The sequence below is a fragment of the Candidatus Dormiibacterota bacterium genome, from assembly GCA_035544955.1.
Lineage (GTDB): Bacteria > Chloroflexota > Dormibacteria > CF-121 > CF-121 > CF-13.
This window is the reverse complement of sequence record DASZZN010000014.1, coordinates 235656-248486: the sequence shown is the minus strand read 5'-3', so window position 1 is coordinate 248486 and position 12831 is coordinate 235656. Positions and strand designations below refer to the sequence as shown.

Sequence of the window (12831 nt, the reverse complement as noted above, 5' to 3'; positions counted from 1 at the left end):
CCTCTAGCCCCGCACCATGACGTCCTCTGCCGGACGGCGAGGCGAGGGCAGGCTCTGGAGAGTCGGGTACCCGAGCCGAAACGGCATGACCGGCTGCATCCCGGGGTCGGGGAACAGCGCCCCGAGCTCAGTTCCAAACACCGGCGCCAGGCCGGATGCCTTCTCCCGGTCGGCGCGCTCCAACGGTTGATTGAGTGGCTGCATAGCGAAGCCGTGGAAGGTCGCCCACAGCTGCAGGCGCTGGTAAGCGCGACCAGCCCCGATCCGCTGAGCAGGGTTGGAAGAGTCACGCACAACAATGGTGCCCATAACTGCGGCGGTGGGCAGCTGGGTGTTCCGCAGCGAGCTCAGGAAGCTATCCTCGTAGCTGTCGCGGGTTTGCCCTGGCAGGATCTTCCCCAGCGCCCGGATGAGCGGCGGCAGACCCGAGGCGTCGATGGTGATTCCGTCCTTGCTGGCCTGGGTCTGGCTCCAGGTCCCGCGCCACCAGTGGAAGTCGTCCGCGGCTTGCTGCGCGTCCGCGGCGATCGCCTGGGCGGCGCGAACAGTGAGGTCAGCGAAGCGTCGCTTGTCGGCCGCGCTCGTCCACCAGACGATAGCGACGTCCGTTTCGGAGATCAGGCTTTCCATGCTGGTCAGCACGTCGGGGGCGACTGATCTCGCCGTGTCATACGGACCTCGGTTGGTATGTCGCATCGGAATGGCGCGGTAGAGGCTTGAGATCTCGCGCTGCCCGGATCCGAGCCGTACTGACGCGGCGAGGGTCGGATCGGCCGAGTTCGGGACGACCTGCACCGATGGCGCCGTGCCGGCCGCGGCTGCGGCAAGCACAAGGTTCTCGAGAGCGCAGCCCAGCGAGAGGAACATCTCCCGCCGGAGAGGGTCAATCATCCCGATGCTCCGGCTGGGGACCGCGTACAGATCGATGCGATCAAGGCTCACTCGGAACAACCAGGGCTGAGTGTCGTGAGCGTTCGCAGCGAGCACCGCCGCCCGGATCAGGTCTAGCGGTTGCGTGGGCGCTGCTGCCCACTGATTCCAGGCCGAATATGCCGGACCGCTGCCGGTGCTGAACACGCCCTGATCGAGTGCGCGCAAAGTTACGAGACCGCTCCCCACGACGGCGACAAGGCCGGCTCCACGGCCGGCCAAGCGGAGAAAGGCCCGCCTGCTGACCCCGCCAGCGGAGGCCCTGCCCTCGCTCGTCGAGGCATCCAACTCCCCGGTCGTTCTCGATGTCGTCATCGCTACCCCTCCTTGGTCCTGCGAACTACGCTTGGTGAGCTCTCCATCAAACTGCGTCCCTTGGCGGTGAGGTAGGGCTCGAGCACGACCATGATTAGGTCGGTCCCTTTGGCCACCTGCCGTGGGTCCTGCGGATCGCCGGTCACATCCAGGAACGGAAGCCAGCTCTCGGCGACGAGCCAGATGGCGACCGCGAGGTCGCGAAGTGTGCGCGGCGGTCGGGGCAGCCGCACTAACCCCTGGGCGACGAGTTGCTTTCCGAACGCCAGCCATTCTCCGAGTCGGCGCTGGTATACCTCACGGTAGGAGACGCGCAGCTTGGGATCGGCACGAAGCAGCACGAGGATCTCACGCTCGAAGAACCGGTAGTCCCAGGCAAGCTCGATCCCATCAGCGACGTTCTGGCCGAGCCTCGCCAGGTTCTCCCTCGCATCGGCGGCCGGCTCCCATCGCTCCTCGTGCGCCGCCGCGTACTCTGAGTGCAGCGCCCGGATGATCGCTTGCTTGTCCTCGAAGTGGTAGTACAGGTTCCCTGGGCTGATGCCGGCGGCCGCCGCGATGTGGTTAGTGCTAACCGCCGAAGCGCCGCGCTCGTTGAAGAGCCGGCGGGCCGCGTCCATGATCCGCTTGGCTGTCCGCTCCGACTTCTTTAGGGGTCTCGTGGCCATGTTAGAATAGTTGCTCTAATTAGAGCAGATACGCTAATAACAAATCAAGGCCAGCCTGAGCGAGATAGAGCACCTGCCCGGTGAGTTCCAAAGGAGTTATCAGCAATGGGAGATTGGTTGGAGCACATTCCGCTCGCTCCCCGGGATCGCGCGTCGCGCCGTACTGCTAGATCTTCCTCGGCCTCGGCGCCCTGTTCGGGGGAGGCCAGTTCATCCTCGCGCCTGACGGCCACCTGCTCGGGATGACGACCGGGCAGTTGGCGGGGACGCCGTTCCGCTCGGACCTGGTACCCGGCATCATCCTGTTCGTCTTCATCGGGGTTGCACCACTGCTGGCCGCGGCGATGACAGTCCGCTGGCAGGCGATCTCCCCCGTTGCCGCTATCGCGGTCGGCTTGACGCTGATTGGCTGGATATCGGCCGAGATGGTGATGCTCGCCGGAATCGGCTCTCTTTTTTGGGCCTTCTACCTTATGCTCGGCACTTGCATCGCGGCGGTCGGCGTGACTTGGTGGCGTTCCTCGCCCTCGGAGAAGGCACCGCTGGCATGATCTGGCGCTACCTCATCGCGGCGATTCTCGGATTGCATGGCGTGATTCATGCGATTGGTTTCGCGGCCACCTGGCGACTGGGTCAGATCAACGCCATCTCGACCACGCCAACCTTTCCATCGGGCCTCGGTTCTGGCACCACACTGGTGCAATTCCTTGGCCTGCTCTGGCTGCTCCTGGCGGTGGCGTTCGTCGGGGCGGCGGTAGGGGTGGCATCAGGCGCCGGGTGGTGGAGGCTCCTCGCCGCTGCTGCGGCGGTTCTCTCGCTGGTCCTCTGTTTGGCTTGGTGGAACGACGCGAAATTCGGCCTCGCTATCGACATCGCTATCTTGGCTGGGCTCGCAATAACGACTTGGGTCGTCCGTCCAGCGTTGACCTAGGGGAGATCGGATGATGCCGCGAGACTGGAAACCCAGATGCAGGTTACCGGGGTGACCCGAAACTGAACCGGATCGCTCGCCCTTGGATCACCGGTCTTTCCGTGCTCACGGCGCTCTTGGCCCTGCCAGCCACCCTGGTCGGGATCTTGACGTCCGCCGGTCACCGGCATCACCAGTTCGTATCGCTGCGGGATGAGCTTGTCTCCATTCAGGGCGGCGGGCTCTACGGCCACGAATCAGTGTCAGCGGCGGCGCAGGGTGTTGGGTTGGACGTCGTGACCCTTATCGTCGGAATCCCGCTGCTCTTGGTGGCCACGTATCTGGCACGAACGGGTTCCCTTAGGGCCCAGCTGCTCCAGTCCGGCGCGCTTTTCTACTTCGCCTACACCTACCTCATCTTTGCCTTCGGCGCGGCCTACAACCCGTTCTTCCTCGTGTATGTGGCCCTGTTCTCGGCCAGCTCGTTTGCACTCGTGCTATCGGTATTGTCGATCGACGTCGGCCAGCTCCAAGGTGCCACCGGGTCCCGATTGGCAAGGCGAAGGGTTGGCGGGTTGCTGATAGGCATCGGCGTCATCGTTCTCCTCCTCTGGCTCGGCCGCATCCTCCCGTCGATCTCCTCAAACAGCGCGCCTCCAGGGCTCGAGAGCTACACGACACTGGTTGTCCAAGCCGTTGACCTTAGCCTCATCGTTCCGCTCCTGATCGTCGCCGGCGTTCTGCTGCTGCGGCGTCACCCGGTTGGCTATCTGCTGTCGCCGATCCTGCTGCTGTGGGCCACGACGTTTGGCCTGGCCCTAATTGGCATCCAGATCGCCGCGGCCGCCGCCGGGATCCAACTTGTGACTCCTGTGCTCTTCTTCGCGGTTTTAGTCGCCGTGGTTGGTGGAGCGGCCACCATCCATCTCTTCATTAACATTTCTTCCGTGTCTTCCAACCGGTGACAGAACGATGAGCGCATGAAGCAGCGCCCCCACCACGCGATCGCGCCCCACGTGTGGCTGGACACACCCCTAATCGTTGAAGTGCTCGGCATACACTAACTCAGAGAGAAGAGGAAGCATGCAGCCAAATGCAGAGAACGTGGTCTTCGGCACCGGACCCCTGGGACTCGCCGTCGCCGGCCGGCTGATGTCGTCGGGCCAACCAGTCCGACTGGTCAATCGAAGCGGGAAAGCGGATGCGCCGCAAGGGGTGGAAGTCGTCGCCGCCGATGTGACCGATCCGGCGGCCGCTCGGAGGGTTTGTGAGGGAGCGGCCATCGTGTTTCACTGCGCCAGTGGCCCCTACGGTCGATGGACGCAGACCCTGCCGCCCATCATGAACGGCATCATCGACGGGGCGACCGCGTCCGGGGCCAGACTGGTGTACGGCGATAACCTTTATGCGTACGGGCCGGTCGACGGTCCCATTCGCGAGAACCTGCCCTATCGACCAATCGGTCCCACCACCCGTGCTAGAGCTCAGGTGGCGACCACGCTCATGAACGCGCACGCGGCTGGCACGGTGCGCGCGACTATCGGCCGGGCGTCAGATTTCTACGGTCCACGCGCCCGGCAGTCCAAGGTGGGCAATGGCGTGTTTGCCCGGGCGCTTGCCGGGAAGCCGGCTCAGACCGTGGGCGATCCGGACACGCTCCACACCTACACGTTTATTGACGATTTCGCGGCGGGGCTCCTGACCCTGGCGCAACGGGACGAGGCCCTGGGAGAGGTCTGGCATATCCCCAGCGCCGAGACCGTTACGACGCGAAGGTTCATCGAGATGGTCTTCGAGCAGCTCCAGCGGCCGGCGCGGCTGCAGACGGTCCCGAGGCTCATGATCTCAACGCTCGGTCTCTTCATCCCTGCGATGCGAGCCGTCAAGGAGACGCTCTACCAGTCGGAGCGCCCGTGGGTGGTGGACCACAGCAAATTCGCCCGAGCGTTTGGGAGCCGGCCGACCCAACACGAGCAGGCAATTCAAGAGACTCTCGCCTGGTGGCAAGGCAAGCCAACCGTCGCCGTTGCTCAATCCTGAGCATCACCGTCCAGGGAAATATCCACCCCGACGCGCGGGCGATACAGATGACACCGGCCTGCCGCACCAACACGTCAATGCGAGCGATGCCGGGGTGAGCAGCCCAGTTGCTATGGCGGCCTTCGTCCAGATGATCGCGCGACTGGACGAACTCTTGATCGCTCCTTAACAGCCGCGGCCTTTGGCCTTGTCTACCGATTCAGTGAGATCGATTGGCGGCTCGAATCCACTTCCACCACCTAGCGCTGGAGCCCGGCGTAACCTTCTTCCTCATCGTTTATCCCACACCCATAAGCGGTGGCCGGTACGACCGTCAGTCGACACCGACAACCTGGAAGACGATAACTTCACTTCGGCCCTGAGCGTCGACCTGGTACGCGTAGCAGCCGGGCGTGGGAATGCGGACATCGGACGGCAGGTTAGCCCATCCCGCCTCGGACGCAATCTCCCAATGCAGTGTGAAGTCAGGGACATCACCCTCCCCAAAACCGATCCATTGCTGGCTATTGATCGGCCCATCGATCTGTTGGCCGCGAATCAGCACGGTTCCCGTAACCGCTGGTTTCGCCATCCAGAGCACTTTTGAGTGGGCCCATCCGTTCTTGTAGTGGGACTGGTTGTACGACTGGCTGTACTTGAGTGAACCTCCCGTCATTTCGGCCATCAGCGCGTAGATCGGCCCGGATCCCACCGCTGGCCCACTGCCGAACTCGGGCGAAAGGGTGTGCGCAACCTGTTGCGAGCTCACTGGGCAAGTGGCGCCTGGTGAGAGCATCCGAAGATCAAGAGAGTGAAAGATGATGAGCTCGGTAAAACCGAGTCCGTCCACCTGCCAGGCGTAGCAGCCAGGGGCGGCGACATAGGTCCCGGTCGGCCATATCCGCCAACCGGATGGCACATTCGGGAAAGTGGAGTGCGACTCCAGGAGGTCCAACTCCTGCATCAAATGGTCGCCGTCTACGGTCTTTACCGGCGCGCCGCGATACTTATTGTCAAAGGTCTCCAGAAGGAACTGGCCGGCGCCGTCGATTCGGCCACCGCGGATCCTGATCGGCCCCGAGTAGCTGGGGTCGGCACCGTAGGCCACCTTGTTCGAATGCGCCGGGTCGCTGCGCACGTTCTCGCCGCTGAGCACGTACACGGGACCACTTCCCAACCCCGTCCCCAACCCGGGGCCAAGCTGCCTTGGGGCTGACACTGGACAGGCTTGTCCGGGTCCAAGGTGGGGCAGTTTCAGCGGAACTTTGCTGAGGGCTGCGAAAGCAGTTCCAGGAGCCCCAGGCCTGGGTGTCGCCGGAGCAGTACTTGTCCCGGGAAGGGTCCAGCTGCACGCGGCGAGGCTAAGGCCAAGAAGCAGAGCAGCAGAGACCCGCCTGGCCATCTGACAGTTCTACATCGCCAAGCTCGGTTTGGTTCCTTACAGGCGGCGGTCCCAGCCCTGGCGTCTGTTACGTTGTCAAGCCGCCATGGCGCGGTTTTGACACTGGAGCTAGACCTGAGGACTGAAGGACATAGGTTAAGCGGCCAATTGCCACGGCAGAAGTGCAAAAGTCGACGCGGCATAGACTGGCGTCTGCTGAGCGGCCGCTATACATCTCCCGAGAATCCGGTTAGCCTCTCACTGATTGTTGTGCCCCGAGGTCCCGAACTCTCTGAATATGACCCCGATTGGCCGCGGCGGTACCTCGCTGAGGCAGAGCGCGTCGCCCACGCGCTCCGATCCGTGCTCGTGGCGATCGAGCATATCGGGAGCACATCCATTCCCGGGCTAGTCGGCAAGCCGACCGTAGACATCATGGTTGGCGCCCGGGAGCTGGATTTGGATGCCGATATCTTTCGTCGAATGGAGCGAATCGGGTACGAGTTTCGCGGCGAGATGGGAGTGCCAGGCCGGCGTTATTTCCGCAAGGGACCTACCTACCCGAGAGAGTTCAACGTCCACCTCGTCGAGTGGGGTGGTTCGCTGTGGCACGACAACCTTCTCTTCCGTGACTATCTCCGGAGCCATCCGGACGCCGCGCGGGAGTATGGAGCACTAAAGCGATCGACTAGCCTGTTGTCCGGACCAGGATCGTACGGTGATAGGAAAGCGCCGTTCATCGAGCAAGTTATGCAGCGCGCTCGCGATTGGGAGGCGGGCCGCCCGCCGGTCGATGCCTAGAGATCCCGTGTCGGCCCGAAGACTTTCGGCTCAATCGTTACAGGGCGAGAAGGTGTCGATAGCCCTATCGTTGGGGAATCAAACTGACAATTACCGCACCAATGGCCAACAAACCGACGAACCCGCCAATGGCAATGAAAAAACGTGCGTAGTGGCGCCTGGCGGCGGCTCGATCAATTTCTGCGATTGGGTCAGGGTCGGGTTGCCGTCCAAAGAGACGCCCGAACACCTCGTACTGCTTGGTCATATCCATCGTAAAGTCCCATGGTCCCGGGAGCCCTTCACGCTTCTTTAACGTCCTCCGCCATCGAGATGTTGCTGGCCACGCCAGCAGAGCACTTATAAGTCCAACCGTCCAGCAGACTACGGCGCCACCGGCCAGCGCGAGGAAAACGACCGTACGAGCGGTCGATGAATGCTGCCCACTTGAAGGCTGAGAGACAGAACCTGACGCCCCATAAACAACCCCGGGCCCAGAAAGCGCAGCCCATAGAATGAAGCCGGTCCCGGCGCACAACCCGACAGCGCCCCAAATGACTTGAACCCATCGGGGAACCTTGGGCGGAAGCCATTGGCGCGGCAAGCCGGCAACGTTTGCCAATCCGCCCAAAACCATCAACGCACCGACGCCCATGATCCAATACCCGGCCCAGCCAAGGGAGCCGTCAGGGTTTCTCAGTTCCAGGTTGGCTCGGACGGACGTCAACTCCATTGCCCCTCCCCATGGTCGTGCGGCGAGCTCGGAGTCTCTCCGAATCTCACCTCGCTAGTAGTGCCTGAACACCAGCAACCACCATGACGAATCCAACCAGCACAGTCACGAGTCGAGGGATCCACCATCCCCTGACGTAGAACGGCACCAAACCGTGTGTCTTGGTGAACGCGACCCACGCCTTGTTGAAGATGAGTAGACCAGCTCCAACCAGGATGAGGAATACACCCCAAACTTTGACAGCTGTCATGGAACCGCTGCATGAGCAGTCGACCTAACACACATTGGACGCCTCAGTATTTCAGCACGAGATGTCGTCCCTCACCGATCCATGCGAGACTAATGGCGATCGATACGATACGAGCAAATCGCGGGCTTCGATACACGAAGACGCCCACCTTCTCCCGTAGTACCATCGTTAGACGCGTGCAGATCCCATTGAACAGCAGCGTGAGAGTTCCTCCGACGATCAAGGCGACACCCAACAGTTTCATCAGATACGTAGCCTGCGACTCTCACCGCGGCCTTATCCGATGAATTCTCGATACCCCAGCACCGCGTCGACTCCAGATACTTTCGTGGGGCTGTCGCTTTCGATGAGACCGCATCGACGGCGTACGGCCGACTCGAGATCCCAGCCCCATACCCTCTACACTAGCCGCGCCGCACAACCTTGACCACCCCGAATCTCCGGGCCCGCCAAAGCGCTCGGGAGGCTACGGCCGAGGGCGGCCGGACGCTTTCTCAACTAGGTCGCGGGCCGGTTCCAGCCTGGTCCGACGTTTTCGCTCCTGCCGATCGCGCAGGTGCCGTCGGCTCGGGCGGAGATATGCCAGCTAGTGCAAAGACTCGGCGATCCGGATCATGTCAGCTTGGCTGAGGCGAAGGCCGGAGTAACTCATTACATAGGTGAAGCCGCCCCCTTGCCACGACAGCAAGGCCGAGTCAGCCGAGCCGTTCCAGTTCTGCGACTGATCCCACGATCCGTGCGCATAGACGGCGTCGTGGCCGTTGACTTTCACGGTTCGGGCGGCTGAGGCGGGAATCGCATAGCCGCCGCTATGCGCCCCTTGGGCAATCTGAATGCCCATACCGCTCGATTCGTCGCCGACTCGCCCGTAGGAGAGCACGACGCCTGTGTGGTCGGTGGATGCGAAGGCAAACCGGAACACCACGCCCTGGGGAAGGAAGGATGGCTGCGGGATGGGGAAGCCTGCCAACTGCTGAGCCTCCGCCAGGGTAAGTCTGGGCATTTGTTGGCTCCCTCCGACCACCCCTGGCGCCGTTGCTGCTCCAGTTGCTTGGGTCGGTGTTGGAGTGACAAGCACAGTCCCGAACCGTTGCACGAAAGCGAAGCGAAGGAAGTCGCCGACCGCAGCCCGAGCCGGCGTGACCGCGAGAAGCAAGCCGAGAGCCACAGCCGTGACACTCGCGACGATCACGAGCGAGCGCCGTCGCGGTGAGCGTTGGCGCGCGAGTCGCCTGTTGATGTCGAACAGCACCGACGTTCCCTCAGGAATGGCTCTAACGGCGTCGGAGACGAATAGCATCCCAAGCCGACGATCAAACATCTGGTCTTGCATCGGTCTCAATCACCCTCCATTGCGTATGTGGTCCATAGACCGCCGCCATCCGTTTCCAGTTTCTTCCGCAAATGGGCGCGTCCTCTGTGGAGTCGGGTCTTCACGGTGCCCAGCGGCCAACCGAGAGATTCCGCTATTTGACGCTCGCCTAGATCGAGGAGGTAACGCAACGAGAGTGCGGCCCGCTCCTGGACGGGCAGTGACCTAAGCGCTTCAGCTAGCACGATGTGCAATTCGTTTCGGAGGACTTCAGCTTCGGGGTCGTGCGGCTCCGGTCCTCGCCTGAGCAGGGATAGGACTTTTTGGTAGCGGTTGACCCGGCGCGTTATCGAAATGGCGCGGTTAACGACGATTCTGACGAGCCATGGCTCGAATGGACGGTCTGGGTCGCAGCTATCGATACGCTCGAACACGGCCAAGAACGCATCGGCCACGACGTCCTTGGCCGATTCCGGATCTCTTGTGACGTGGTACGCCGTACGGAGCGCACGGAGCTCATAGCGCTCCACCAAAGCCTCTAAGCCGCGTTGGTCACCCCGCTGCAGAGCTTGGACCGCTTCGGAGTCGGTCATCCCTGCTTATTACACGCACGAAGGGGTTCGCAGGTTTCAGCCCAGGGATCTGGGGGCGGCTCCCTCGACTAAGCCGCGCCATGCCTCGACGAAGATGACCTGCTCCGCACCGCCGGCGTTGCCGCCAAACTGCCTTGGGCACGGCGGACGCAATCCAGGTAACCAGCGTGAAAGGGGATTCAATGGGTCGCGGCCGGTTCCGATTCTCTAGCATCTTGGCCATGCCTTGGAATCCATACCTTGAGGAATGGGCCGCTGCGAATGGCTCGCGCGTTCCTGGTTGGATCTGTTGCTCCGAGCTGGGTACCGACCCGTCGGAGTACCGAATGATCGCGTGCTGGAAAGAAGACGAGAACAGCAGGCTGCAGATCAGAGACCATCTCAGCCGCAAGTACGCGTTCGGAGTCCCAGGGAATGACGCGCTCGACTGTCTCGCCCGGTACGGGCCCCTCGTCGAAATCGGTGCCGGCACAGGATACTGGGCTCGTTGCCTGCGCGAGCGAGATGTGGATATCGTCGCCTACGACATCATGGGTGAGTCATGGCGCTCCTGGTTCCGTCCATCCATCGTGACGGAGATTCGACATCGCGGCACCCGTGCGATTGTGGCTCGGCCGCATCCGCAGCGCGCGGAGCCTGTGCTCTGGACGGAGGTCCTGCAAGGCGGTCCGGAAGTCCTTCTGCGCCATTCTGAGCGAACCCTCCTACTGTGCTGGCCGGATCCCTGGAGCGGTTTTGACGAAGCCTCGCTGCTCGCCTACCCGGGCGAGCACGTCGCGGTGGTCGGGGAACCGGGCGAGCAAGGTCCTGGTAGTGAGGGCTTTCAGGCGCGGCTACAGTGGTCCTGGCGGCGTATCGAGGCAGTACCCGTCCCTCGATGGCATTCATCCGAGGACCGGTTATTTGTCTACGCGCGCCGCTGAGGCAAGTCTCCAGACGGAAGCCTTTGCTACCTCGACCATCGTCCAGATGATCGCGCGACTGGACGAAGTCCTCATCGATTCTTAACAAGCACCACCCGGGCGGCCAAAGGCGGTGTTAGGTTGCGGACAATTGGGCAAATGGATGTATACCGCGAACTGGTGCAGGATCGAAAGTCCGCGCTGAAATGCTGAAGCACGCGAAAATCCCGCGGCGGACACTGGAGTGGATCGCTCAAACGATCGGTTCGCGCTACAGCGTCCTTACCGTGGTCTGGATGGGCAGAAGCTCCACCGAGATGCACGCCGTGGACATCGTCGACGAGTCTGGTCAGATCCGGCGACTCGCACTGCGGCGGTACGTTGATGTCAATCGCCTCGATAGCGATCCGTGGTATCGACCAGAACAGGAAGCCGAGGCGCTGAGGATCTTGGCCGAGGTGAACGTTCCCGCGCCCCGGCTCGTTGCCGAGGATGTAGAGCCCAAATGGTGTGACGTGCCGACATTGCTGGAGACGCGAATCTCAGGGCGGCCAGTCCGCCGACGCCTTGCCAACTTTGACGCATACCTTCAGGAAGCGGCAGCGGTTCTGTGCCAAGTCCACGCCGTCACCCCCGTCCGTATCCAAGCGCTGCCCACCTATGCGCCCTACGAGCCTTTGCCGACCCAACCGATTTTGGGATGGTCTTCACGGTCGGCCCTTTGGGCGCGGGTCCTCGACGTTCTGGGCGGACCGGCACCTCACGATGAAGGCCGCTTTATCCACCGCGACTACCATCCTGGAAACATCCTCGTGGCCAAGAGTCGGATCGCCGGGATCGTGGACTGGCCGACGGCCTGCAGGGGACCCCGGTCGATCGACTTGGCGCGCATGCGTCTCAACCTGGTGGGGGATTACGACCTCGCGTCCGCGGACCGCTTCCTTGCCCTCTACAGCGACCGCGCCGGCTCAGACTTTGTGCATGAGCCCTACTGGGATCTCGTTGACGCAATCGACCTGCTACGAGACGAAGAACCCCCGCGGACACGGCGGCAAGCTGCGACTTGGGAACGATTCGAGCAGTGGGTTGGAAGGGTGTTGGCCAAGCTGAGGTGATCCGTGGCGCTGCTGCGTGCTGCTGGTCAGCACGTCTTAAGGAAACGAAGAATCCGTCCCCTTGATCGCTTCTTAACACCGCGAACTAGGATGCGTTAGCCACGACCTACCGGTAGTCAGGTGGAAGGATTGGCGTTCGAATCAATCTCTATTTCGTTGACTGCATTCGGGCGTTCGGAGGCTACGAGGGCTTGGGCGTCGCGATAGCAATCAGAACGATGCCACCAATCAGCACGATTCGCGCACACCGCAAGCCAAGCCCGGCTGACCAGTGCCTCCGAGCTACCTGAAGACCCCCATAGCCGAGGGTCGCCACCAAAGGGCCCAAGGGCAACAAGCGAAAGACGAGCACCCACATTGCCTGGTCTGCCTGCGGGGTCTGCGCGATCCCATCGGCAGCGGTTTCCGAAAACATTAGGCCCAGGAGCCAGCACAAAACGGCTGCTACCCACCAACGGGCCAGCCGAGCGACAAGAGACCTCTTTTGAACTGCATCGGTCATGGCTGTATAACGGCTGTGTCATCGATTAGCTACACGGGACCGCCACGGAGTTATGCCGTCAGAGAGATGGCTCGCTCCGCGAGCCCAAGACCCGCAAGTAGCTGCCGCAGCTCCTATGCGGCCCGGGAGTCTCCAGCCTGCAGGGTTGTCAAAATAACGTCGATCAAGTAATCGACGTCATTCCAAGCCGCTAGACGACTCAGCAGAATCACGGCTGCGAAGGCTCCGGGTATTGCGAGTACTGACCAGCTCGAAAATGCATTCCCTGCCGCTCCAAGAGCCAGGAAGAACGCGACGATGCCGATACCGAGCCAGAGGCAGCGCAGTCCGCGCGGCCCTCCGATGCGAAGGACTACATTCGTTCCATCTTGCTCAGGAACGAACGTTCCACGAGCCCAAGTTTCGAAGAGCATTCGGGCCA

14 protein-coding genes are annotated in these 12831 nt (G+C 62.2%); 7 read left to right on the top strand and 7 right to left on the bottom strand.

What is annotated here, in order from left to right; all coding sequences use genetic code 11:
- Positions 1-3: 3 nt before the first annotated feature.
- Together VHK65_06445 and VHK65_06440 are read right to left on the bottom strand one after the other, a co-directional pair.
- Positions 4-1245, bottom strand: coding sequence for a hypothetical protein (locus VHK65_06445; protein HVS05790.1), 1242 nt, complete (start codon positions 1243-1245; stop codon positions 4-6).
- A 2-nt stretch (positions 1246-1247) separates the two neighbouring features.
- Complete coding sequence (locus VHK65_06440) at positions 1248-1913, bottom strand: TetR/AcrR family transcriptional regulator (protein ID HVS05789.1); 666 nt, start codon at positions 1911-1913, stop codon at positions 1248-1250.
- A 242-nt stretch (positions 1914-2155) separates the two neighbouring features.
- Between VHK65_06440 and VHK65_06435 the strand changes: the two genes are divergently transcribed.
- The 4 genes from VHK65_06435 (at position 2156) to VHK65_06420 (ending at position 4863) form a co-directional block, all read left to right on the top strand.
- On the top strand, positions 2156-2464 hold the full coding sequence (locus VHK65_06435; GenBank protein ID HVS05788.1) for a hypothetical protein: 309 nt from the start codon (positions 2156-2158) through the stop codon (positions 2462-2464).
- On the top strand, positions 2461-2844 hold the full coding sequence (locus VHK65_06430; GenBank protein HVS05787.1) for a hypothetical protein: 384 nt from the start codon (positions 2461-2463) through the stop codon (positions 2842-2844). Before VHK65_06435 ends, VHK65_06430 begins: the two co-directional genes overlap by 4 nt.
- A 101-nt stretch (positions 2845-2945) precedes the next feature.
- Complete coding sequence (locus VHK65_06425) at positions 2946-3788, top strand: hypothetical protein (GenBank protein ID HVS05786.1); 843 nt, start codon at positions 2946-2948, stop codon at positions 3786-3788.
- A 118-nt stretch (positions 3789-3906) separates the two neighbouring features.
- Positions 3907-4863 carry an NAD-dependent epimerase/dehydratase family protein gene (locus VHK65_06420; GenBank protein ID HVS05785.1) on the top strand — a complete coding sequence of 319 codons (957 nt, stop codon included), beginning with the start codon at positions 3907-3909 and terminating at the stop codon, positions 4861-4863.
- A gap of 313 nt (positions 4864-5176) precedes the next feature.
- Here VHK65_06420 and VHK65_06415 read toward each other — a convergent pair whose 3' ends face one another.
- Positions 5177-6061, bottom strand: coding sequence for a hypothetical protein (locus VHK65_06415; protein ID HVS05784.1), 885 nt, complete (start codon positions 6059-6061; stop codon positions 5177-5179).
- A 24-nt stretch (positions 6062-6085) separates the two neighbouring features.
- On the opposite strand from VHK65_06415, the gene VHK65_06410 reads away from it, so the two are divergent.
- Positions 6086-7024: a GrpB family protein gene (locus tag VHK65_06410; GenBank protein ID HVS05783.1), complete on the top strand. Its 939-nt coding sequence runs from the start codon at positions 6086-6088 to the stop codon at positions 7022-7024.
- A gap of 758 nt (positions 7025-7782) precedes the next feature.
- Here the strand turns inward: VHK65_06410 and VHK65_06405 are convergent.
- The 4 genes from VHK65_06405 to VHK65_06390 all read right to left on the bottom strand — a co-directional run bounded on the left by VHK65_06405 (position 7783) and on the right by VHK65_06390 (position 9891).
- Positions 7783-7986 (bottom strand): hypothetical protein, encoded by a 204-nt coding sequence (locus tag VHK65_06405; protein HVS05782.1) that lies wholly within the window; start codon positions 7984-7986, stop codon positions 7783-7785.
- Positions 7987-8029: 43 nt separating this feature from the next.
- Complete coding sequence (locus tag VHK65_06400; GenBank protein HVS05781.1) at positions 8030-8230, bottom strand: hypothetical protein; 201 nt, start codon at positions 8228-8230, stop codon at positions 8030-8032.
- A gap of 342 nt (positions 8231-8572) precedes the next feature.
- Complete coding sequence (locus VHK65_06395) at positions 8573-8989, bottom strand: hypothetical protein (GenBank protein HVS05780.1); 417 nt, start codon at positions 8987-8989, stop codon at positions 8573-8575.
- Between the two features lie 335 nt (positions 8990-9324).
- The gene (locus tag VHK65_06390; GenBank protein HVS05779.1) at positions 9325-9891 is read right to left on the bottom strand and encodes an RNA polymerase sigma factor; all 567 of its coding nucleotides are present in this window, start codon (positions 9889-9891) and stop codon (positions 9325-9327) included.
- Between the two features lie 221 nt (positions 9892-10112).
- On the opposite strand from VHK65_06390, the gene VHK65_06385 reads away from it, so the two are divergent.
- Positions 10113-10814 (top strand): hypothetical protein, encoded by a 702-nt coding sequence (locus tag VHK65_06385; protein HVS05778.1) that lies wholly within the window; start codon positions 10113-10115, stop codon positions 10812-10814.
- Between the two features lie 185 nt (positions 10815-10999).
- Entirely contained in the window at positions 11000-11908 is a 909-nt protein-coding gene (locus tag VHK65_06380) for a phosphotransferase (GenBank protein HVS05777.1), read from the top strand.
- Positions 11909-12831: the final 923 nt, after the last annotated feature.

Bases quoted from the DNA above. Each gene is read 5' to 3' on its own strand.
- VHK65_06445 (HVS05790.1), bottom strand. From the start codon at position 1,245: ATGACGACATCGAGAACGACCGGGGAGTTGGATGCCTCGACGAGCGAG.
- VHK65_06440 (HVS05789.1), bottom strand. From the start codon at position 1,913: ATGGCCACGAGACCCCTAAAGAAGTCGGAGCGGACAGCCAAGCGGATC.
- VHK65_06435 (HVS05788.1), top strand. From the start codon at position 2,156: ATGACGACCGGGCAGTTGGCGGGGACGCCGTTCCGCTCGGACCTGGTA.
- VHK65_06430 (HVS05787.1), top strand. From the start codon at position 2,461: ATGATCTGGCGCTACCTCATCGCGGCGATTCTCGGATTGCATGGCGTG.
- VHK65_06420 (HVS05785.1), top strand. From the start codon at position 3,907: ATGCAGCCAAATGCAGAGAACGTGGTCTTCGGCACCGGACCCCTGGGA.
- VHK65_06405 (HVS05782.1), bottom strand. From the start codon at position 7,986: ATGACAGCTGTCAAAGTTTGGGGTGTATTCCTCATCCTGGTTGGAGCT.
- VHK65_06400 (HVS05781.1), bottom strand. From the start codon at position 8,230: ATGAAACTGTTGGGTGTCGCCTTGATCGTCGGAGGAACTCTCACGCTG.
- VHK65_06395 (HVS05780.1), bottom strand. From the start codon at position 8,989: ATGCCCAGACTTACCCTGGCGGAGGCTCAGCAGTTGGCAGGCTTCCCC.
- VHK65_06390 (HVS05779.1), bottom strand. From the start codon at position 9,891: ATGACCGACTCCGAAGCGGTCCAAGCTCTGCAGCGGGGTGACCAACGC.
- VHK65_06385 (HVS05778.1), top strand. From the start codon at position 10,113: ATGCCTTGGAATCCATACCTTGAGGAATGGGCCGCTGCGAATGGCTCG.
- VHK65_06380 (HVS05777.1), top strand. From the start codon at position 11,000: ATGCTGAAGCACGCGAAAATCCCGCGGCGGACACTGGAGTGGATCGCT.